We start from the raw sequence: 21377 nt of genomic DNA, 5'->3' as shown, positions 1-21377 counted from the left end.
GGTTTTTAGATTTGTTGCCCGGTCAGGAAGCCGATATATAATTCAGCCTGTTTAATATCATTGCGTGTGCGCAGATATCCCTGTCTGATAGTCATGACATTTTCAAGGTTTACAAAATATTCTATATAGCCAATATCCCCGCTGGTAAAAGATTTCACGGTTTGCTGCAGCAGCAGGTCCGCATTCGGCATGGCGGTGGCGGTATAGTAATCCAGGCTGTTACGGAATTTAGTAAACTGCTGAACGGCCTGCTGATAAAGACTTTGCAGCTGTATACGGCTATTATCATAGCTGAGACCTGCCGCCTGCTGCTGCCGTGCTTCTGCCTTTACGCGAGCCTTCATGGGCCCCATCCACAGCGGTACGGCCAGCCCCAGCTGGAAGCTCTGAAAGCGGTTAGTACCCGTAGCCAGCGGCATCCCTGATGCATTGAGCGGGTTACCGATGAGCGACTGGTTGACATATCCTACGGTGATATCCGGTAAGATACCTGCGCTGTATACTTTCTTCTGCTTTTCTGCAATGACGATCTGCTGCCGGGCGAATTGTAACTGGGGGTTATCAGCAATGGCTGCTGAATCTGACAATGGTGAAAGGCTGGCTTCCGGAATTCCGGAGATGGCTATCTGTACAGGCTCACTGCCGCCCAGCAGGGCCTGCAGCTGCGCCAGGCTGATGGTTATATCAGCTTCGTTCTGTCTTTGCTGGTTTCTCACTTCCTGCATTCTTCCTTCTGCGGCTGTTTTTTCTACCAGCCGGCTTTCTCCTGTTTTGTAACGCAGGCCCGCTGCGCGGGAGAAGTTGGTAAACAGGCTATCCTGGCGTGCCAGCAAAGTACGCAGCTCATAGAGATACAGCAGCTGTGTATATACCTGTTTTACCTGGTACACCAGCTCATTTTTGGTGGAGGCTTTCTGCCAGGTGGCACGCTTCACCTGTGCTTCATTCAGCTGCTTTCTCGCGCCGAATACCGTAGGAAACGGAATGGTCTGCGAGATACTGAAGTTATTGTCATTCCTGGCATAACTATTCGTCTGCCCGTACTGCAATGACACATCTGTTTTTGCCACTTCGCCGCTGGTACGCACCAGGTCCCTGTAATAGGACACAGATGCATCTGCGGATTTCAGTCCTTTATTCTGTTGCAACGCCAGCTGCACGGCCTGCTCCATGGTCAGGGTCTGCGCGCCGGCCATAGCCGGGAACAGCAGCGTCAGTAATATAATCCGGATGTTCATGATCTTCTTTTTTTAAGCCCGTTTTCAAAATAGATATACAGACAAGGCAACACCAGCAACGTTAATAATGTGGAGGTGACCAGGCCGCCGATGACCACCGTGGCCAGCGGGCGTTGTACTTCTGCACCTGCGCTGGTAGCCAGCGCCATCGGCAGGAAGCCGAGAGACGCCACCATGGCAGTCATCAGCACGGGGCGCAGACGGGTGGCAGTGCCCTGCAATATGATTTCGTTCAGGTTTGTCAATCCATCTTTCTTCAACCTGTTAAACTCTCCTATCAGCACAATTCCGTTCAGCACGGCCACTCCGAACAAGGCAATGAACCCAACGCCGGCGGATATACTGAAAGGCATACCTCTCAGCAACAGGGCAAATACACCTCCGATAGCAGCCATAGGAATAGCGGTAAAGATGAGCAGTGACTGCTTGACAGAACTGAAGGTGAAATACAGTAAGGCGAAGATGAGCAGCAACGCCACCGGTACGGCAATCGACAACCGCGCATTGGCTTCCTTCAGGTTCTCAAACTGACCGCCGTAACGGATAAAATATCCGGTGGGCAGCTTCACCTCTTTTTCTATACTGGCCTCAATATCTTTTACAACGCTGGCAATGTCGCGACCACGCACGTTGAAACCAACAATAATACGGCGTTTGGCATCTTCGCGCTGTACCTGGTTAGGCCCGGTGGCCATTTCCACTTTAGCCAGCTGCTGCAACGGTACCTGATTGCCGGAAGGCGTGGTGATATACAACTGCTGTACATCGCGGATATCCTGCCGGCTCTGCTGATCCAGTCTTACTACCAGGTCAAATCTTTTCTCTCCTTCATACACCAGCCCCGCGCTTTGTCCGGCAAAAGCCGTATTGATAGCCTGGTTCACAGTGGCGATATCCAGTCCGTACTGCGCTACCCTGTCTCTGTCTATGGACACTACAATCTGCTGCAATCCGCCTATCTGTTCTACATACAGGTCACGTGCGCCGTTGGTGCGGCTCACAATCGCGCCTATCTTCTGGGCCAGGGAAGCCAGCGTGTTCAGGTCTTCTCCGAAAATTTTAATCCCTACATCCTGGCGCACGCCGGAGATCAGCTCGTTGAAACGCAGCTGGATCGGTTGCGAAAAGCCGAAAGTAACGCCGGGTATAGCTTCCAGCGCTTCCTGCATTTTGTTGGCCAGCTCCTCCCGGTTGCGGGCGCTGGTCCACTCCTTTCTTGGCTTCAGCAATATGGTCAGGTCACAGGCTTCCATCGGCATCGGATCCGTAGGAATTTCAGCGGCGCCGATCTTACCGATCACCTCCCTGACTTCCGGGAATTGTTTCATCAGTATTTTAGAAGCCAGGCTCACCTTATCAATGGTTTCTGACAGCGAGCTACCGGTGAGCAACCTGGTTTCCACTGCGAAATCTCCTTCTTCCAGTGTTGGAATAAACTCTCCGCCCATACGGGTGAATAAAAAGAGGGCAATGGCAAATAAGGCCACAGCAATGCCCGTCACCAGCGCCTTTGCACGCAATGAGGCTCTTATAACGGGATCGTATATACGATGAAAGAAGTTCATGATGCGGTCTGCCACCGTTACCTTGTTCGTAATCTTTTTGTTCAGAAACAGGGCGGACATCATCGGCACATAGGTAAGCGATAAAATAAATGCACCGAGGATAGCAAATGAAACTGTCTGCGCCATAGGACGGAACATCTTTCCTTCAATACCCACCAGCGCCAGTATAGGCAGGTATACAATGAGGATGATGATTTCGCCGAAAGCTGCAGAGCTGCGTATTTTAATGGCGGCATCATATACTTCGTCATCCATCTCCTGCTGCGTCAGCCGCAGGATGCCGCTGCCTTTATTTCTGCCGGTCAGGTGATGCAGCGTGGCTTCCACGATGATCACCGCACCGTCTACTATCAATCCGAAGTCAATAGCACCCAGGCTCATCAGGTTACCCGACACACCGAACAGCTGCATCATGGCAATGGCAAACAGCATCGCCAGCGGAATCACAGAGGCTACAATCAGCCCTGCGCGCATATTTCCGAGAAACAGCACCAGCACAAATATTACGATGAGCGCACCTTCTATCAGGTTCTTTTCTACAGTGCCCACCGCTCTGCCCACAAATTCGCTGCGGTCGAGGAAAGGTTCTATCACGACTCCTTCCGGCAACGTTTTGCGGATCTGGTCAATGCGGCTCTTCACCGCCTTCACTACTTCATTGGAATTCTTTCCCTTCAGCATCATCACGATACCACCTACTGCTTCTCCGTCTGCATTGCGGGTCAGCGCACCGTAACGGTTGGCGTTACCTATCTGCACCGTAGCAATGTCGCGGATCAGCACCGGTACACCGCTGGGAATATTTTTCACCACTATTTTTTCAATGTCCGCCAGATTTCCTATCAGCCCTTCGCTGCGGATAAACCAGGCATTCGGCTTCTTGTCGATATAAGCGCCGCCGGTATTTTCATTATTCTTCTCCAGTGCATTGAAAACATCAGCAATACTCAGGTTATAGCTGCGCAGCTTATCCGGATTCAGCGCTACCTCATATTGTTTAAGCAGGCCGCCAAAACTGTTCACCTCCGCAATACCGGGCGTACCCAGCAGCTGACGGCGTACATACCAGTCCTGTATGGTACGCAGCTCACGGGTGTTGTATTTCTCTTCATACCCCTTCGCCGGATGCACTACATACTGGTAAATTTCTCCCAGGCCGCTGGAAATGGGCGACATCTCCGGCATACCAATACCCGGCGGGATATTGGATTTGGCTTCTCCCAGCTTTTCATTTACCTGCTGCCGTGCCCAGTAAATATCAACATCATCATGAAAGACGATAGTTACGACAGACAACCCGAAGCGGGAGATAGAACGGATTTCCTTCAACTCAGGAATAACCGCCATTGTTTGTTCCACAGGAAAGGTAATCAGCCGCTCCACTTCCTGCGCTGCCAGCGAAGGTGATAGCGTAATCACCTGCACCTGGTTATTGGTGATATCCGGCACCGCATCTACGGGTAGCCGTGTGAGTGAGAATACGCCCCACGCGATCAGGGCGAGCGTGAGGATCCCTACTATAAGCTTGTTTCTGATCGAGAAACGAATGATCTTATCCAGCATGATTGGTCAATATGTAATAAAATAGGTACTAAAGCTTCCGGTATGCTGTAGGACAGCACAACAGTAAACTCATAGCAAAAACTTCCGTAAATACCTGTTATACCAACCGGGGAGGCTGCCAGATATTATCTGCTACGGCAGGAAGAGGAGAATCGGGTAACACAGGATATAATACCGGTACCCTGGAAAGATGATAACTGAAGAAGAAAGGTATGCCTGGCGTCACCTGTACATTGCAGCAGCTGCAAACGCATAAGGGAGAACAGAAATCTGCCTGCGTTTCATGGTTGTGTGAAGCTGCATCGGCTACCACGGCACTGCTGTACGAAGCGGAACCTTCTGCGTCCGTGCAGGGAATGCAGGACAGCAGCAGTATATATGCGCTCAATATGTACAACAGCCATTTCATGTGTACAAATGTAAAAATTAATATGCATATACGGCAGAACAAAAACTGCATCGCCGTTGCGGGCGAGTTGATTGTATATTATGATTTGTTACTAAATTAGCCGCATGAACTGCCTGATCGTAGACGATAACAAACTGGCGAGAACCGCCATGAAGCAACTAGCCAGCCATGTGGACCAGTTACAGGTAACTGCGGAATGCAGCAGCGCCATGGAAGCATATAATCTTCTGCAGAAAGAAAAAATAGACCTGCTGCTCCTCGATATAGAAATGCCCGGTATGAGCGGCCTGGAACTGACACGCAACCTTGGCAAAAAACGTCCCGTCATCATTTTCACCACCGTCAATAAAGATTACGCCGTAGAAGCATTTGAGCTGAACGTAGCCGATTATCTGATTAAACCGGTCAACCCTGCCCGCTTTATCCAGGCCGTAGAAAAAGCCAGGGAAATCATTGACAGTAACCTGCGTGAACTGCAGGTATCGGATACAGAATTTGTATTCATCCGTGATAACGGCATCCTTAAAAGGATACGCACGGAAGATATCCTGTTCATGGAAGCGATGGGCGATTATGTGAAACTTTTTACCGCACAGAAATTTCATGCCATCCACACCACCCTCAAAGCCCTGGAAGAAAAGCTGCCGGCAACACGGTTCATGCGGGTGCATCGCTCCTATATTGTGGCGCTGGATAAAATAGAAAGTATAGAAGATGGCCAGATCATCATACAAAAAAATGCGATCCCGGTAGCCGAAACCTATAAAAATGCCCTCAACAGCAAATTAAACCTGCTCTGACAACCTTAACGACTGTTTTACCATTTTGACCGATAGCTATGGCCGGTTGAACAATAAAATAAGTACGCTGATCTTTATTATCGTATTTTGAACCGGGTTTACCGGATCAGTGTTTATATGTACCAAACCGTCATGCAGCCAAAAAGAATTAAATATTATCTACTCGGCCTGTTCATTGCAGGGATGACGTTATTTATAGTGCTGCAGTTTAACTCCGCCAAAAATATACGCTCTCTCATCTCCGGAAATGAGCAGCTGTTAAAAGAACTCAACGTAAAGAACGAGATACAGAAACTGCAGACCAGCATGGCCAAAACCGACAGCAAGGTACGCGGCGCCGTCATCTCGCAGGACACCACCCACATCACTGGTATTGAAGCGGAAATAGCCGTCATCAAGGCAGATCTCAAAGAAATCAATAAAATAGTCAAGAACGACAGTACCGAAAAATTACTCACGCAGCTCAATTATCTGGTAGATGAAAAGAACAGTTTTAATCTGCTGGTGCTGGATACCTTCTACAGCAAGGGGAAAAGCGCGGCAGAAAAAATGATCAACAACCAGAAGGGGAAACGGTTGGGAGAAGCCATCACCGGCATTCTTCATCAGCTGGACACCACCAGGCAGACGGCCATTAACCGCACTACCCATCTGATTGATACCAGCGGACAAAAAGCCCAGAGCTGGGGCACCGTGCTGGTATTTTTCGCGTGCCTGAGCAGCTTGCTGGCCTTTCTGTATATCACCAGCCGCATACATAAACAGGAACAGCTGATTGAAGCGCTGGATGAATCGCAGCAGCAGGAAAAGAAACTGGCTTCTGTGAAAGACCAGTTCCTGGCCAATATGAGCCATGAAATCCGGACCCCCATGAATGCTGTACTGGGATTCACCAATCTGCTGCAGACGCAGCCCCTGAACGATAAATCCAGAGAGTATGTTACAGCCATATCTGCCGCCGGTAAATCACTGCTGGAAATCATCAACGACATTCTCGACATCTCAAAGATAGAATCCGGTATGATGCGTATAGAGGCTACCTCATTCAGTCTGCGTGGCGTACTGCATTCGCTCTATACCCTGTTCCATCCCAAAGCGGAAGAAAAACAGCTGCTGCTGGGCATCACTATCAACGACCAGGTGCCGGACCTGCTCTACGGCGATGTTATGCGGCTGACACAGGTATTGGTCAACCTCACCAGCAACGCTATAAAATTCACAGCTAGCGGCGGAGTAAGCATTCACGTAGATAAAATCTGGGAAGAAGATAATGCCGTTCGTATATTGTTCACCGTTAGTGACACCGGCATTGGCATAGAACCTGCTCAGCTGGACAGCATCTTCGACCGGTTCAACCAGGCCGAAGCCTCTACCACGCGCAAATACGGCGGCACCGGGCTGGGTCTTACCATTGTTAAACAACTGATAGAGCTGCAGAACGGATTTATCTCTGTGGAGAGCAAACCCGGCGCAGGCACTACCTTCAAGGCAGAGCTGCCGTACACACTCGGGGAATTCAATCCGGATACTAACGATAACGGCTACACGGAAACAGAAATTTCTCCTATACCTCCTGACATATGGCTGCTGGTTGCAGAGGACAATCAGCTTAACCAGAACCTGCTGCGTCACCTGCTCAGCAGCTGGAAGCTCCGGTATAAAGTCGTCAATAATGGCCATGAAGCACTACAGGCGCTTGAAAAGCACCCCTATGATCTGGTGCTGATGGACATACAGATGCCCGAAATGGATGGTTATTCCGCCGTGACAAAAATACGGCAGGACCTGCACTCCAATATTCCCGTCATAGCCATGACAGCCCATGCCATGGAAGGCGAAAGAGAAAAGTGCCTGCAAATGGGTATGAACGAATACATCTCCAAGCCTATTGACGAAGACACCCTTTACCGGACGATCCAGGTATATACGGGCAAATCAGCTGCCAGGGAGCCTATGGCAGCCTACCTGCCGCATAATGGCCATGAAAACGGCACCCCGCACCTGATTAATCTGCGCTATCTGAGAGAATTATCCAAAGGTGACAAAGCCTTCGAAAAGAATATGCTGCAACAATTCGTAGCCCAGTTACCGGACGACCTCTCCCTGCTGAAGCAAGCGATTCAGGCCGGCAACATAGATCTCATCCGGGCCACTGCACATAACCTCAAAACAACCGTCTCCTTCGCCGGACTCGAACTACATCTCTACCCCATCCTGGAACAGCTGGAACACGCCGAAGAACAGACCTGGCACCCTATTACGGGCGCTGAACTGTTCAACAGCCTGAAACAACTTTGTGTACAGGCTATACAGGAAGCGATTGATATAATACTTTGACTTTGAATTGCGAATTGCGAATTGCGAATTACGAATGAGGAGCGAAGATATAAGCGGATAAAGAATTTACTTTCTCGCTTATATCTTCGCTCCTCATTCGTAATTCGCAATTCGTAATTCGCAATTCATAATCTACCCATCATTTTGCCTTCTTCAACGACAGTAATCCCTTGTTCACCGAAACGTCCCTTTCTTCATGGTGGTCAGGCCTTAATTTTACTATACATTCTGAAACAGAAATTTTTAATCATTCAAAAAGACAATCATCATGAAAAAAAGCCTGATCGCCGCTGTAGTAGTAATGAGCATCTCTGCTGCTTCTTTTGCACAAGCTCCTGCTGCTAAACCAGCAAAAAAAGAAAAAGCTAAAACTGAAGCTAAAGCTCCGGCTGCTGACTCTACAAAGAAAGCTGCTGCTCCTAAAAAAGCTGAAAAGCCTGCTGCTAAGAAAGCCTAATTTGTATTCATACAGCGTTTGAGTTGGCGCCCCGGGGATGATGTTCCCGGGGCGCCGTTTTTTTTAAAAATTACGAATTACAAATTGCGAATTACGAATGCAGAAGCGAAGATTTAAATGGAGATTAAAGGAGATTTATAATAGAATATTCTCTTTAATCTCCGTTTAAATCTTCGCTTCTGCATTCGTAATTCGCAATTTGTAATTCGTAATTAAAAAAAAAGAAGTCCGCCATGACAGCGGACTTCTTCCTATTATGTATTAGCTATTCTTATTTCAGTGCATCCAGTTTTTTCTTCACTGCTTCTACTTTATCAGTCTGGTTTTTGATAGCGTAGATTTTCTGTAATGCGTACAGGCAGCTTTCGTAAGTCTGTTTGTCGGATGGTTCGAGGCTGCTGGCTTTAGCGGTGAAGCTGGCATCAGCTTTTTCGAAGAAAGGTAATGCCTGGTTCATCAGACCTTCTACTTTCCCCTGCAGTTCTTTTGCTTTGGGAGAAGTCTGTTGTTTGCTGTCCAGTTCATTCAGTTGTTTGTTGAAAACAACTGCGCGGTTGAAGTACAGCGCGCCCAGCTGGAAATTGGCTGTAGCGTCTTCAGCATTCATGCTGATAGCTTTTTTGTAGGCTGCTTCTGCTTTACCGATCAGTTCTTCGTAGTTAGCCGGTTTAGGAGCATCGTTACCTTTCTCATCGCGGGGATTAGCCAGGTTGTCTACGCGGATAGCGTAATCCAGTACAGCTGCTTCGTCGTTAGGGTTATCCTGCATTTTCTTTTCCAGCATGGACAGTAATTCGTTGGTTTTACCGGTTTTGCTGTAGAAAGCCATTTCCATATCGTTGAAGCGTTTATCCTTAGGGAATAAAGCTTTACCTTGTTCAATTGTTTTCAGCCAGTTAGCCTGGTCGCCTTTTTCTTCATACAGCTGGCCCAGCACTACGTACAGTGCAGGTTCGCCTTTGAACTGCAGGTCGGCAGCTTTTTTCAGGAAGGTGAAAGCATCATCCTTTTTACCGGCCTGGTTAGCAGCGTAGCCCACGTAGAAAGTGAGGGCGGTATCGGTAGGGATGGAACCTCCGAGGTTTTTGCTGTTGTAGAAGTCAGCCACTTCAAAAGCCTGTTTGAAGTTGGTCAGGGAAGAGTCCCATTTCTGCTCGTTCAGGTAGCCATATCCTACGTTAGCGATAGTAGCGTATACGTTAAACAGCGGGCTGTTCATTTCCAGAACCGCTTCTTTCATTTTAGGATCGATTTCCAGAGCCTTTTTGAAAGAGTTGTATGCTTCTACTGCCAGGGGAGCACTTTTTTGTTTGGTGCCCATAGCTTCGAGGATTTTACCGTTTACGAGCCAGGTTTTAGCGTCGTTCTTGGTTTTGTCGTTCTGTAACGCTGCGTCAATATCTGCTTTGGCTTTTTCCAGATCTTGCTTTTTCAGGTTCTCATCTGCGCTGCTGACTTTTGCCCTTTGAGCCATAACCGAAACACCGGCGGTGCAAAAGAGAAGAGATACCAATAATTTTTTCATGTCTTCTTAGTTTTTTTAGTTGCTGATTACAATAAGAGTATGGTGCTCCAATAAAATCAATACAACCGGGATCATAGTTACCACTAAAGCCGGCTGATCTTTTTTATCGGGCATGCGCCGGGTGTTTGCTGCCCGGCGCATGATGAGTTTGAAATTTTTTGCTGATTATTCCTGTGGCGCTTCAGGTGCAGTGGCGCTGTCGCCGGCTTCATTATTTTCAGCCGCATCGTCGCCCTGTGCTGCAGTACTTTCTTCTCCTTCTGCTACTTCGCCTTCAGCCAGTTCCTCCTGTTCGTCCAGGCGGGCTACTGCTGCGATTTCGTCGGAATCATCCAGGCGTATCAGGCGAACACCCTGTGTAGCACGGCCTGCTTCACGGATGTCGGCTACAGCCATACGGATAGTGATACCGGACTTACAGGTGATCATCAGATCATGTTTCTCGGTTACGTCCAGAATAGCGATGAGGCTACCTGTTTTCTCCGTGATGTTGATGGTTTTCACACCTTTACCACCTCTGTTGGTGATACGGTATTCTTCGATATGGGTACGTTTACCGAAGCCTTTTTCAGAAACCACCAATATGGTTTTGCTGTCGTCGTCTTTGTCAACACAAATCATACCAACAACTTCATCGTTCTCGCTGTCTACCTCGATACCTCTTACTCCGATGGCGCCGCGGCCGGTGTCGCGCACGGTTGCTTCAGGGAATCTGATGGCGCGTCCGCTCTGGATGGCCATCATGATCTGGCTGTCGCCGGTAGTCAGACGGGCTTCGAGCAGCTGGTCACCTTCATTGATGGTGATAGCATTTACGCCGTTCTGACGCGGACGGGAGAATTCTTCCACCAGGGTTTTCTTGATGATACCTTTCTTGGTGCAGAGTACAATATAGTGATTGTTGATAAAATCTTTATCGCCCAGATCCTTGATATCGATGATAGCGCGGATTTTATCATCAGCGGGGAGCTGAATCATGTTCTGGATAGCGCGTCCTTTACCGCTCTTCTCTCCTTCCGGTATTTCGTATACCTTCAGCCAGTAGCAACGGCCTTTTTCGGTGAAGAACAACATCGTGTGGTGTGTGGAGGCCACAAACAGGTGCTCGATGTAATCTTCATCACGGGTTTTGCCGCCGATGGCGCCGCGGCCGCCACGTTTCTGCTGACGGTAATCGTAGGCAGAAGTACGTTTGATATATCCCAGGTGAGAGATGGTGATCACCACATCTTCTTCTGCAATAATATCTTCTATTCTCATCTCGCTGGCGAGGTACTGGATTTCAGTTTTACGCTCGTCACCGAATTTTTTCTTCACTTCTTCCAGTTCCTCCTTGATGATCTTCATACGTAAAGCCTCATCATTGAGTACGTCTTTCAGGTAAGCGATGAGTTTCATGATCTCATCATATTCTGCGCGGATCTTATCGCGCTCCATGCCTGTCAGACGCTGCAGACGCAGTTCCAGTATGGCTTTAGACTGAACTTCAGACAATCCGAACTGGGACATCAGTCCGTCTTTCGCAATTTCAGGTGTAGTGGAGGCACGGATCAGTGCTATCACTTCATCCAGGTGATCCAGGGCTATCAGGTAGCCTGCCAGGATATGCGCTTTTTCTTCCGCCTTACGCAGATCGAAACGGGTTCTTCTTACCACCACTTCGTGACGGAAGTCGATGAACTCCACCAGCATGTCCTTCAGGTTCAGGATACGCGGGCGGCCTTTCACCAGCGCCACGTTATTGATACCGTAGGAAGTCTGCAGTTCGGAATATTTAAATAACTGATTTATGATAACATTGGAGATAGCCTCGCGTTTGAGGTCAATTACCAGGCGCATACCTTCGCGGTCGCTCTCATCGCGGACATCGGTAATACCTTCAATAATCTTGTCATTCACGAGCTGGGCAATCTTCTGGTGCAGTACCGCCTTGTTGATCTGGTAAGGCAGCTCATATATCACCAGTCTTTCGCGGCCGTTTTTAGCCGTTTCCGCGTTGATTTTGCCACGCACCACTACACGTCCCCTGCCGGTTTCGAAGCCCTGCTTAACGCCTTCAAAGCCGTAAATAACGCCACCTGTCGGGAAGTCCGGCGCCTTGATATGTTTTATCAGCTCTTCGATGGTGATATCCCTGTTATCGATATAGGCAATCGCTCCGTCCACCACTTCGCTGAGGTTGTGCGGCATGATGTTGGTGGCCATACCTACCGCAATACCGGAAGCACCGTTCACGAGGAGGTTGGGAATACGTGTAGGCAGTACCGTTGGTTCTTCGAGGGTATCATCGAAGTTGTTGGTAAAGTCTACGGTTTCTTTCTCGATGTCTTCCAGCATAGCTTCCGCAACACGCTGCAGGCGGATCTCCGTGTAACGCATCGCTGCGGGCATATCGCCGTCCACCGAACCGAAGTTACCCTGACCGTCTACCATGGGATAACGCATACTCCAGGGCTGTGCCAGGCGCACAATGGTGTCATAAATAGAGGCATCTCCGTGCGGGTGGTACTTACCCATTACTTCACCCACCACACGGGCAGATTTTTTATAGGGTTTGTTACTGTGGTTGCCCAATTCGTTCATACCGAATAAAACGCGGCGGTGTACAGGCTTCAAGCCATCTCTCACATCGGGTAAGGCACGGCCTACGATTACTGACATAGAGTAATCTATATAAGCCGTTTTCATTTGTTCCTCGATATTTATCTGGACAATTCTCCCTTCCTGCTGATTTTCCGTATGCTCTGTCATTTTGTGTGTTGATTTACAGTTTTTTCTGCTGAAAACAGATAAGGGCAAATATAGCCATTTCAGCCCTATTTTCGGCCTAAAAAGGAAGAAATGTGAATAAAAACATCATAGTTATTATCACTGATATAGCAATATCATTATATGATTATTTTAACACATAGGTAACAACCATTTTAAAGATTCCTGCGTTATAGTAGTAAAAGGATTAATTTTACTTTATCTAAAATATGTATAAATAAGAAAATATATCAGATTTAAAATATTGGCAAACTATTTGTTTTTAACCAGCTGATAATCAATACTTCGAATTAACGGAAATTATTTTTAAGGAAACACGCCCGTCGAATTTTGCTTAAAATTCGAACATAAGTATTATAAAAGCTGTTATTCCCCTGATTCTTAACCTTTTCTAAAAGACTATGAAGAACATACTGTTGTTTGGAGCCGGGAAATCGGCCACCAGTCTGATCGATTATCTGCTCACGAATGCGCCCCGTCAGAAGTGGCACATTACCGTGGCAGACCAGGACCTGATGCTGATAAAATCCAAAACAGGAAAATCTTACTACGCAACCCCCGCAGCCATCGACATCAAGGATCCGGCTGTCAGGCAACCACTCATCCAGGAAACCGACCTGGTTATATCCCTGCTCCCGCCCCAGCTGCATATCATTGTAGCCAGGGACTGCCTTCAGTATAAAAAGAACCTCCTCACCGCCTCCTATATCGATCCGGAAGTACGCAAGCTGGAAAAGGAAATAGAAAAAGCCGGATTGCTCTTTATGTATGAAATGGGACTGGATCCGGGTATCGATCATATGTCTGCCATGAAACTGATTCACTCCATTGAAAAGAAAGGCGGGCAGATCTTTTCCTTTAAATCCTACTGCGGCGGCCTTATATCACCTGACAGCATCGATAATCCCTGGCAGTACAAAATATCCTGGAACGCCCGTAACATTGTGCTGGCAGGTAGTTCCGGCGCCTCTTTCCGGGAAAAAGGCAAAGCGCGGGAACTCACCTACGAGCAACTGTTTGACCATACCAAAACCATACAGGTACCCGGCCTGGGCAAACTGGCCTTCTACCCCAACCGGGACTCCATCGGATATATGGAAGCGTATAAACTGGAAAATATCGCTACCTTTATGCGGGCAACACTCCGTTTCCCCGATTTCTGTGAAGGATGGAATGCACTCGTTAAACTGGGATTGACCAACGATTCAACGAAAATTCAAACCGATAACCTCACCTACTTCAACTGGGCCACACAGCACCTGCATCTGGATAAACAACTCGGACATGAAGATAACATGGCCAGATTCCTCGGCGTCAGCAGTAAGTCAAAAGTGATACGTCAGCTCAGATTCCTGGGCCTGCTCAACGGAGAAATCATCAACATGGGCGAACAAACCAATGCAGCCGTACTGCAACATATTGTAGAAGATAAACTGAAGATGGAACCTGCAGACAAGGACATGATTGTGATGCTGCACGAAATTGAATTTGAGCGCCGCAACATGGCCACCAGAATGCACAGCTATATGATAACGCAGGGAGAAGATAATGTGCGTACCGCCATGGCCAAAACAGTGGGGCTTCCGCTGGGGATACTGGCCAAGCTGCTGCTGCAGGAAAAGATTACGCTCACGGGCCTGCATATTCCGGTAATGCCGGAGATATACAACCCGGTATTAAGAGAGCTGGAAGAATTTGATATCCGGTTTGAGGAAAGCTTCGAATAAACATCATTGTTTCCTATGATGAATCCACATTGAGCGAAAAGGACTTGTGAAAGGGGCTGGCTATATGATAGCCAGCCCCTGTTTATTTTCCGGAAAACACAATTACAAAATCCGTAACAGCTCCTCCACTCCTTCTGTGGCCGGCTTCTCAATGCTGACCATATTCGGGTATCCGGATATATCAGGCAGCTTTTTATCGATGATATACACCGCCGCTTCCGGCCGTACATAATTCAGCAGGTTAGCTGCGGGATATACCTGCAGCGAGGTGCCGATCACCACAAAAACATCCGCCCACATCACTTCACGGACGGCCTGTTCTATCATTGGTACTTCCTCCCCGAACCATACAATGTGCGGGCGCAGCTGTCCGCCGTCAGGCGCCAGATCTCCCAGCTTTATATCGCCGGTAATCTCGAAAATGTTTTCCTTGTCATGCACACTGCGCATCTTGAATATTTCGCCGTGCAGGTGCAGCACCCGGGAAGAGCCACCGCGTTCATGCAGGTTATCAATATTCTGCGTCACAATACGCACATCAAATTTCTCCTCCAGCTTCGCCAGCCCTGTATGTGCAGCATTGGGACGGGCAGCCATCACATCCCGGCGGCGTACATTGTAAAAATCCAGTACAAGTGCAGGGTTCTTCTGCCAGCCTTGCGGGGATGCCACTTCGTACACGTCATAGCCTTCCCATAATCCATCGCTGTCGCGGAATGTCCGGAGTCCGCTTTCTGCGCTGATGCCGGCTCCGGTCAGCACCACCATTCTTGGTTTCATACTAATTTCGTTTAAGGGTTTACGTTAGTGGCAGCGCCTATACCTGTCTTCCTGGCTTTTCTTCTTCTCACTGCCCTTTTTATAAAAATAAATATAAAAACGATAGCTACCCACAAAGGCCATGCGCTTAGTACGGCGATACCTAACGCCAGCAGGTTATTCCATCCGTCTGCCAGCGACAGCCCCACTCTTTCAAAGAAGCCGGGCGCCTGTGGGTTCGTATGACTGAAGGTTTCGTAATAAGTCAGGGTGATAGTGCTGTAGGCTACATGATGATCAAAATACTGTAACCGTCCCTTGGCGGATTCAATCTCCTCCCGGATCTGCTTCAGCTGTACTTCTACTTCCAGTATCTCCTTTACATTTTTTGCCTGCTGCAGGAGTTGCAGATACCGTTTTTCGGTTTCCTGCCGGGCTCTCATACGCGCGTCGAGGTCTACATACTGTTCAGTCACATCCGTAGAAGTGATTTTCTTTTCATCCACCCTTGCAACCCCGCTTACCAGGGCATCCACACAATCACTGAATTTTCCGGAAGGTACTTTTATTTCCAGTTCACTGCGCCATTCCATCGCATTGTTCTGTTGCCTTTCATTGGCAATGTATCCGCCATGCTTACTAACGACCGCGGCTATACGACTTTTAACCGTATTAAAATCCTTCACTCCGTAGGTGATGACGGCATCTCTGATAATTTTCTGCGGGATTACGGCATTGGCATCAGGCGCAGGCGGTGGTGGCGGTGCAGGAGCATCTTTCATATCCATCAGCCCCTGTGCAGCAGGCGCCGATGCCTCCACAGCAGCGGCATCTTCCGCGCCGGCCACCTCCATAGCAGCAGTATTTCCCCCATTTTTTGTACTGCAGGCAGTAAAAAGCAGTACAGCGGTAAGTAACGTAAACGTTTTCATATAAAGCAGCATTTCCCGTAGGATGCGGGGCGCGGGGAGATTCCATAAGGAGAAGGGAAAATTTTGAATTACGAATTACGAATTATGAATTGCGAATGAGGAACCCATTTTGATTAGGATGGAATTGAAATTAACTATGAATAAAGAATTAAAGCGAAGATCAAGGTGGATGAATAACTTATATTCTCCGTTTTGATCTTCGCTTTAATTCATAATTAATTTCAATTCCATCCTAATCAAAATGGGTTCCTCATTCGCAATTCATAATTCGTAATTCGTAATTATCCAGTATTTACTTCTTCATCCCTCCCATTTCCATAATCACCTCAAACTCTTCTGCAGTAACGTCACATACGGACAACCGGCCTTGTCTGATCAGGGACAGGTTGGCCAGTCTTTTTTCCACTTTCATTTCCGCCAGGGTCACTGGCTTCTTGAAAGGTTTTACCGGCTTGAGGTCTACTACCACCCAGTTAGGATCGGGCGTAGTGGGGTCCTGGTAGTGTTCTTTGGCGACGGTGGCCAGGCCAACTACGGCCAGTCCTTCGTTGCTGTGATAGAACAGTACCTGGTCTCCTTTTTTCATGTTGCGGAGGTTGTTGCGGGCCTGATAATTGCGGACGCCGTCCCAGAAAGTCACTTTATCTTTCACAAACTGATCCCAGGAGTATTTAAAGGGTTCGGATTTGACAAGCCAATAATTCATTGTATAAAATTTAGGTTACCAGCCACTCGCCAGTACATCGGCGATGTGCATCACTTTGATATTGGAGCCATGTTTACGGATATATCCATCCAGGTGCATGAGGCAGGAAAGGTCGGTGGAGATCAGGTAATCCGCTCCGCTGCCGGTAGCGTTATTGACTTTTTGTTCTCCCATGCCCATGGAAATGGGTTCGAATTTTACAGAGAAGGTGCCGCCGAATCCGCAACAGACTTCACTGTCATTCATTTCCCGCAGTTCCAGTCCTTTCACTTTCTCCAGGAGTTTGCGGGGGCCTTCCTTGATGCCACATTCCCGCAGTGCGCCGCAGGCATCGTGATAGGTGCCGACCCCGTTGAGGGTGGCTCCCAGGTCTGTTACATGCAGTACATCTGTGAGAAATTCTGTGAACTCGTAAAGGTTTTTCCGCAGCAGCTTCACATCATTATGAGCAGCAGAGTTATCGAATAGTTTATTGTAGTAGTTCCGTACAAAGCCGGTACAGGAACCGCTGGGAGCAACAATGTAGTCGAACGTTTTGAAGTCTTTCACAAACTTGGTCGCTACCGATCTGCATTCATCCTGGTAGCCTGCGTTGAATGCAGGCTGGCCGCAGCATGTCTGTTCGGTATTATACATCACATTACAGCCCAGTTTTTCCAATACCTTCACCATATTAAACGCTGTTTCGGGAAACAGCTGGTCTACGAAACATGGAATAAATAACTGTACATTCATCGTTCTGGCTTTTAGCGGTTGCCGGACAATTGCATATAGCCGTTTAGGTTAGTGCTAAAAGCTTTTTGCCAGCTGTCTTTGTAATGAAATCATCTTCAATGCGGTGATGGCGGCTTCTTCGCCTTTATGACCGTGGGCGCCGCCCAGTCTGTCCAGCGCCTGCTGTTCATTATCGACAGTCAGTATACCAAATATAACAGGCACGGGCAGCTGCAGGTTGAGTTGCAGGATACCTTCTGTTACGGCCTTACACACATAATCGAAGTGCGGCGTTTCTCCGCGGATCACACAACCGAAAGCAATAATAGCGCCAGGCTGGCTGCCGGTTCCTTTGGTATTTTCCCAATACTGTTTACAGGCGTATGGCAGTTCGAACGCACCGGGGACAACAATTTTATTTGTTTTGTTTACCTGGTACTGCTGCAGTGACTTTTCACAACCGGCAACGAGTTCATTCACGATGGCATCATTCCATTCGGTATATACCATAACAACACTGGCATCCTCCAGGTTGAGAATGCCAGCATCATTTAATAAGCTTTTATTGTGTTCAGACATAGCTATCATTAAATTTTAGCCTTCAGCCACCGGCGGCAGGGTGCTGCCGGTGGCCAATGACTTAATTCTTCACATCTCCCAATCTCGCCAGGTACTTGTCCATTTCACGACCTTCGTTGGTGAGGGGGAATTTTTCTTTAATCTCTTTATAGATCGTTACTGCTTCCTGGGTTTTGCCTGCTTTTTCCAGGGCCATACCGGCGCGGAACAGGTACACAGGGGAAGTCAGTTCGTTATCATTATAGTGTCCTGCTTTTTTGTAGGACTCGATACCTTCTTCAGTTTTGCTGAGTTCCATGTAGGCGTCTCCGATCAGGCCGTAGGCGGTAGGCTGCAGCAGCAGATCGTCGGAGCTGAAGGATTTCAGCATATCAATACCTTTCTGGTATTCACCCAGACGGATATAACAAACGCCGGCGCTGTATTTGGCGAGGTTGCCGGCTTTGGTGCCGCCGTATTTGTTTACTACCTGCAGGAAGCCGTAGTTGTTACCATCTCCGTTGAGCGCCAGTTTAAAGGAATCAACCGCAAAGTAGTTCTGCGCATGGAAAACCATTTCCTGCGCCTTGTTTTCGTTGGGCTTTTTAACAAAATTGTTATAGGCGAAGAAACCGCCTACACCTACTACTACTGCCAGCACTGCAATAGTGATTACATTTTTGTTTTTTACGAAAAAGTCTTCCGCTTTGTGCATGGACTTCTCCAGGTCAAAATTTGTTGCAGGTTGCGGCGTAGTGGCTTTGTCTTTAGTTTCTGCCATTTTTAATGAATAATTGTAATAGCTTTCAGCCTTTGCGCTGAGCTGTTAGATTGTTAGAAATTGGTGTCAGATTAGCTATCAGCAGATAGCTTTTAGTGCCCGGAGTTTGATTCCAGGTACTAAAAGCTACTACCAAAAACCATATTTTTAGTCAACTATAAACGGATAGTCTTCCTGAACGTATACGTCTTTCAGCAACTCATCATCTGAAGGCCATGGGGAATCTTCGGCGAACTGAACACACTCATCCACTTCGGCTTTAACGCGTTCGTTGATGGCTTCAATTTCAGCTTCCGTAGCCCATTTGTTCTTCTGGATAACGTTCAGCACCTGTGTAATCGGATCCTTTTCCTTGTATTCTTCCAGTTCTTCTTTAGTACGGTATTTGGCCGGATCGCTCATGGAGTGACCACGGTAGCGATACGTTTTGATTTCGAGGAGTGTTGGTCCGCCGTTCTCACGCGCACGTTTAACTGCTCTTTCAATACCATCGTGTACGGCTTCGCAGCTCATACCGTCAATGGAATCAGCAGGCATTTCGTAAGCATCAGCCAGTTTGTAGATATCCAGTACGTTGGAAGTACGTTCTACAGAAGTACCCATGGCGTACATGTTATTCTCACAGATGAAAATTACCGGCAGTTTCCAGGTCATGGCCATGTTAAAGGTCTCATGCAGCATACCCTGACGGGCAGCGCCATCACCGAAGAAGCACAATACTACGTTGTCGGTTCCCTGGTACTGTTCAGCGAGGGCAAGGCCGGCGCCGGTTCCGATCTGCGCGCCCACGATACCGTGACCGCCGAAGAAGTTATGTTCCTTGGAGAAGAAGTGCATACTACCACCCTTACCCTTTGAACATCCGGTTGCTTTACCAAACATTTCAGCCATACAAGCCTTAGCAGAAATACCCTTGGCAATAGCCAAAGCGTGATCGCGGTACGCAGTAATGAATTTATCTTCCGGCTTCGTCGCTGTTATTGCACCAGCAGCAATTGCCTCCTGACCGATGTACAGGTGACAAAAGCCACGGATTTTTTGCATTCCGTACAATTGGCCTGTCTTTTCTTCAAAGCGGCGCAGCAAAAGCATCAATTCATACCAGTACAGATATGTCTCTTTGGTGAATTTCGTCTTCACGTCTGTTTTAGTTTGCACTCTTTCTAAATTTGTTCGCAAATATAACAGGAAAATCCTAAAATATAAATATCAATTCCAATTAGTATTAAATTATGCAAATTCATCAATTTCAAACAGTTTTGCATTTAATTGCATCCTGTGATCCGGAGAGTGCCGGGGATACCGGTTATTTATCACTTACAGATCCTGTTTAATTTGCATATTATTAATAATACATAACTATTTTCTTTGCTGCATATTCAGAAAATATCGCTTGTTCAGTTCAAAAACTACTCCCGGCAGGACTTTTCCTTTCATCGCCGTATTGTGGGCATTACCGGCCGCAACGGTTCCGGAAAAACCAATCTGCTGGACGCCATCTATTACCTCTGCTTCACCCGCAGCTACTTTACCAGCAATGAAAGTCAGAATACCCAATACCAGACTAACGGCTTCCGCCTGGAAGGCTACCTGGAAAAGAACGGGCAGCCGGAAAAAATTATCTGCACCGTCAAAGACGGACGCAAGGAGGTAAGTCTCAATGATGAAAAATACGACCGCTTCTCCCGCCACATCGGCCAGTTCCCTGCGGTCATGATTGCACCGGACGATGCGGAAATCATCCTCGGCGGCAGTGAAGAACGCCGCAAATGGCTGGATACCCTCCTCTCCCAGCTATATCCCGAATACCTGGAACACCTGATCGTATACCAGAAAATACTGCTCCAACGGAATACGCTGCTCAAAAACCCAGCGCCGGGCCCCAACCCTGATGCACTCCTGGATATTTTTGACCTGCAGCTGGTACAACACGGTACGCCCGTTTTTGAAATACGCCGGCGCTTCCTCGACAGCTTCATCCCGCAGGTACAGCAGCTGTACGATTACATCTCCGGTACACACGAAGTGGTAAATATCCGCTATCAGTGCACCCTGCTGGAAGAAGAGTACACCACTCAGCTGACCGCAGCAAGGTACCGCGACATGCAGCTGCAGCGCACCACTACCGGCATCCACCGCGATGACCTCCAGTTCCTGCTCAACGATCACCTCATGAAAACCAGCGCCTCGCAAGGGCAACGCAAGAGCTTTCTCTTTGCCCTCAAACTAGCCCAGTTTGAAGTCATCAAACAGCAAAAAAAATCCGCCCCACTCCTGCTGCTCGATGATGTCTTTGAAAAACTGGACCAGGAAAGAGTACTCCGGCTCATCAACCTCGTTGCCGGCGAAAACTACGGCCAGGTATTCATTACCGACACACATGCGGAGCGGCTGCTGCAAGCCTTCAGTGAAACGCAGGAAGCAATCCAGTTAATAAGTATTTAGGGATTTTTTGATGTGCGATTCTGGAATTTATAATTTAGCGAAGACATACGCGAAAATCTTTGCTGTATTATAAATTCCAAAATCGTACATCA

17 protein-coding genes are annotated in these 21377 nt (G+C 47.9%); 5 read left to right on the top strand and 12 right to left on the bottom strand.

All coding sequences use genetic code 11. The annotated features are described in order from the left end of the window. Nucleotides 1-5: 5 nt before the first annotated feature. From GWG06_RS30425 to GWG06_RS02695, 3 genes are all read right to left on the bottom strand, one after another. On the bottom strand, nucleotides 6-1238 hold the full coding sequence (locus GWG06_RS30425; RefSeq protein ID WP_202182928.1) for a TolC family protein: 1233 nt from the start codon (nucleotides 1236-1238) through the stop codon (nucleotides 6-8). Then, nucleotides 1235-4366 carry an efflux RND transporter permease subunit gene (locus GWG06_RS02700; RefSeq protein WP_202182927.1) on the bottom strand — a complete coding sequence of 1044 codons (3132 nt, stop codon included), beginning with the start codon at nucleotides 4364-4366 and terminating at the stop codon, nucleotides 1235-1237. Before GWG06_RS02700 ends, GWG06_RS30425 begins: the two co-directional genes overlap by 4 nt. Nucleotides 4367-4463: 97 nt before the next feature. Then, a complete protein-coding gene (locus tag GWG06_RS02695; protein ID WP_160711126.1) occupies nucleotides 4464-4775 on the bottom strand; it encodes a DUF6660 family protein in 312 nt (103 codons plus the stop codon). A 104-nt stretch (nucleotides 4776-4879) separates the two neighbouring features. Between GWG06_RS02695 and GWG06_RS02690 the strand changes: the two genes are divergently transcribed. The 3 genes from GWG06_RS02690 (at nucleotide 4880) to GWG06_RS02680 (ending at nucleotide 8369) form a co-directional block, all read left to right on the top strand. Continuing rightward, nucleotides 4880-5575 (top strand): LytR/AlgR family response regulator transcription factor, encoded by a 696-nt coding sequence (locus GWG06_RS02690; protein WP_127042891.1) that lies wholly within the window; start codon nucleotides 4880-4882, stop codon nucleotides 5573-5575. Nucleotides 5576-5707: 132 nt separating this feature from the next. Beyond that, a complete protein-coding gene (locus GWG06_RS02685) occupies nucleotides 5708-7912 on the top strand; it encodes a response regulator (RefSeq protein ID WP_160711124.1) in 2205 nt (734 codons plus the stop codon). A 268-nt stretch (nucleotides 7913-8180) separates the two neighbouring features. Next, entirely contained in the window at nucleotides 8181-8369 is a 189-nt protein-coding gene (locus tag GWG06_RS02680; protein WP_160711122.1) for a hypothetical protein, read from the top strand. 271 nt (nucleotides 8370-8640) lie between these two features. On the opposite strand, the gene GWG06_RS02675 is transcribed toward GWG06_RS02680, so the two are convergent. Both GWG06_RS02675 and gyrA read right to left on the bottom strand, forming a co-directional pair. Then, nucleotides 8641-9894 (bottom strand): tetratricopeptide repeat protein, encoded by a 1254-nt coding sequence (locus tag GWG06_RS02675; RefSeq protein ID WP_127044164.1) that lies wholly within the window; start codon nucleotides 9892-9894, stop codon nucleotides 8641-8643. A gap of 165 nt (nucleotides 9895-10059) precedes the next feature. After that, on the bottom strand, nucleotides 10060-12645 hold the full coding sequence (gene gyrA / locus GWG06_RS02670) for a DNA gyrase subunit A (protein ID WP_160711120.1): 2586 nt from the start codon (nucleotides 12643-12645) through the stop codon (nucleotides 10060-10062). 419 nt (nucleotides 12646-13064) lie between these two features. On the opposite strand from gyrA, the gene GWG06_RS02665 reads away from it, so the two are divergent. Continuing rightward, nucleotides 13065-14390: a saccharopine dehydrogenase C-terminal domain-containing protein gene (locus GWG06_RS02665; protein WP_127044162.1), complete on the top strand. Its 1326-nt coding sequence runs from the start codon at nucleotides 13065-13067 to the stop codon at nucleotides 14388-14390. A 102-nt stretch (nucleotides 14391-14492) separates the two neighbouring features. On the opposite strand, the gene GWG06_RS02660 is transcribed toward GWG06_RS02665, so the two are convergent. The 7 genes from GWG06_RS02660 to pdhA all read right to left on the bottom strand — a co-directional run bounded on the left by GWG06_RS02660 (nucleotide 14493) and on the right by pdhA (nucleotide 19998). Beyond that, the gene (locus GWG06_RS02660) at nucleotides 14493-15170 is read right to left on the bottom strand and encodes an SIR2 family NAD-dependent protein deacylase (RefSeq protein WP_127044161.1); all 678 of its coding nucleotides are present in this window, start codon (nucleotides 15168-15170) and stop codon (nucleotides 14493-14495) included. 11 nt (nucleotides 15171-15181) lie between these two features. Next, nucleotides 15182-16081, bottom strand: a complete 900-nt coding sequence (locus GWG06_RS02655) for a DUF4349 domain-containing protein (RefSeq protein ID WP_160711118.1) — start codon at nucleotides 16079-16081, stop codon at nucleotides 15182-15184. Between the two features lie 292 nt (nucleotides 16082-16373). Then, nucleotides 16374-16787 (bottom strand): EVE domain-containing protein, encoded by a 414-nt coding sequence (locus GWG06_RS02650; protein ID WP_127043369.1) that lies wholly within the window; start codon nucleotides 16785-16787, stop codon nucleotides 16374-16376. 15 nt (nucleotides 16788-16802) lie between these two features. Then, on the bottom strand, nucleotides 16803-17522 hold the full coding sequence (locus tag GWG06_RS02645; RefSeq protein ID WP_127043368.1) for a (Fe-S)-binding protein: 720 nt from the start codon (nucleotides 17520-17522) through the stop codon (nucleotides 16803-16805). Between the two features lie 54 nt (nucleotides 17523-17576). Further along, nucleotides 17577-18080, bottom strand: a complete 504-nt coding sequence (gene ribH / locus GWG06_RS02640; protein WP_127043367.1) for a 6,7-dimethyl-8-ribityllumazine synthase — start codon at nucleotides 18078-18080, stop codon at nucleotides 17577-17579. A gap of 61 nt (nucleotides 18081-18141) precedes the next feature. Next, nucleotides 18142-18840 carry a tetratricopeptide repeat protein gene (locus tag GWG06_RS02635; RefSeq protein WP_127043366.1) on the bottom strand — a complete coding sequence of 233 codons (699 nt, stop codon included), beginning with the start codon at nucleotides 18838-18840 and terminating at the stop codon, nucleotides 18142-18144. Between the two features lie 147 nt (nucleotides 18841-18987). Next, on the bottom strand, nucleotides 18988-19998 hold the full coding sequence (gene pdhA / locus GWG06_RS02630; protein WP_235938094.1) for a pyruvate dehydrogenase (acetyl-transferring) E1 component subunit alpha: 1011 nt from the start codon (nucleotides 19996-19998) through the stop codon (nucleotides 18988-18990). A 210-nt stretch (nucleotides 19999-20208) separates the two neighbouring features. Here pdhA and recF point away from each other — a divergent pair, with 210 nt between their 5' ends. After that, entirely contained in the window at nucleotides 20209-21285 is a 1077-nt protein-coding gene (gene recF / locus GWG06_RS02625) for a DNA replication/repair protein RecF (RefSeq protein ID WP_160711116.1), read from the top strand. The last annotated feature ends 92 nt before the right edge of the window (nucleotides 21286-21377 follow it).

Origin of the sequence: Chitinophaga solisilvae, from assembly GCF_009928525.1 — a bacterium.
Taxonomy (GTDB): Bacteria; Bacteroidota; Bacteroidia; order Chitinophagales; family Chitinophagaceae; genus Chitinophaga; species Chitinophaga solisilvae.
This window is presented reverse-complemented; position numbering and strand designations above follow the sequence as displayed.

Excerpts from the sequence above, each read along its gene's own strand:
- GWG06_RS30425 (WP_202182928.1), bottom strand. The coding sequence starts at position 1,238 with ATGAACATCCGGATTATATTACTGACGCTGCTGTTCCCGGCTATGGCC.
- GWG06_RS02700 (WP_202182927.1), bottom strand. The coding sequence starts at position 4,366 with ATGCTGGATAAGATCATTCGTTTCTCGATCAGAAACAAGCTTATAGTA.
- GWG06_RS02695 (WP_160711126.1), bottom strand. The coding sequence starts at position 4,775 with ATGAAATGGCTGTTGTACATATTGAGCGCATATATACTGCTGCTGTCC.
- GWG06_RS02690 (WP_127042891.1), top strand. The coding sequence starts at position 4,880 with ATGAACTGCCTGATCGTAGACGATAACAAACTGGCGAGAACCGCCATG.
- GWG06_RS02685 (WP_160711124.1), top strand. The coding sequence starts at position 5,708 with ATGCAGCCAAAAAGAATTAAATATTATCTACTCGGCCTGTTCATTGCA.
- GWG06_RS02680 (WP_160711122.1), top strand. The coding sequence starts at position 8,181 with ATGAAAAAAAGCCTGATCGCCGCTGTAGTAGTAATGAGCATCTCTGCT.
- GWG06_RS02675 (WP_127044164.1), bottom strand. The coding sequence starts at position 9,894 with ATGAAAAAATTATTGGTATCTCTTCTCTTTTGCACCGCCGGTGTTTCG.
- gyrA (WP_160711120.1), bottom strand. The coding sequence starts at position 12,645 with ATGACAGAGCATACGGAAAATCAGCAGGAAGGGAGAATTGTCCAGATA.
- GWG06_RS02665 (WP_127044162.1), top strand. The coding sequence starts at position 13,065 with ATGAAGAACATACTGTTGTTTGGAGCCGGGAAATCGGCCACCAGTCTG.
- GWG06_RS02660 (WP_127044161.1), bottom strand. The coding sequence starts at position 15,170 with ATGAAACCAAGAATGGTGGTGCTGACCGGAGCCGGCATCAGCGCAGAA.
- GWG06_RS02655 (WP_160711118.1), bottom strand. The coding sequence starts at position 16,081 with ATGAAAACGTTTACGTTACTTACCGCTGTACTGCTTTTTACTGCCTGC.
- GWG06_RS02650 (WP_127043369.1), bottom strand. The coding sequence starts at position 16,787 with ATGAATTATTGGCTTGTCAAATCCGAACCCTTTAAATACTCCTGGGAT.
- GWG06_RS02645 (WP_127043368.1), bottom strand. The coding sequence starts at position 17,522 with ATGAATGTACAGTTATTTATTCCATGTTTCGTAGACCAGCTGTTTCCC.
- ribH (WP_127043367.1), bottom strand. The coding sequence starts at position 18,080 with ATGTCTGAACACAATAAAAGCTTATTAAATGATGCTGGCATTCTCAAC.
- GWG06_RS02635 (WP_127043366.1), bottom strand. The coding sequence starts at position 18,840 with ATGGCAGAAACTAAAGACAAAGCCACTACGCCGCAACCTGCAACAAAT.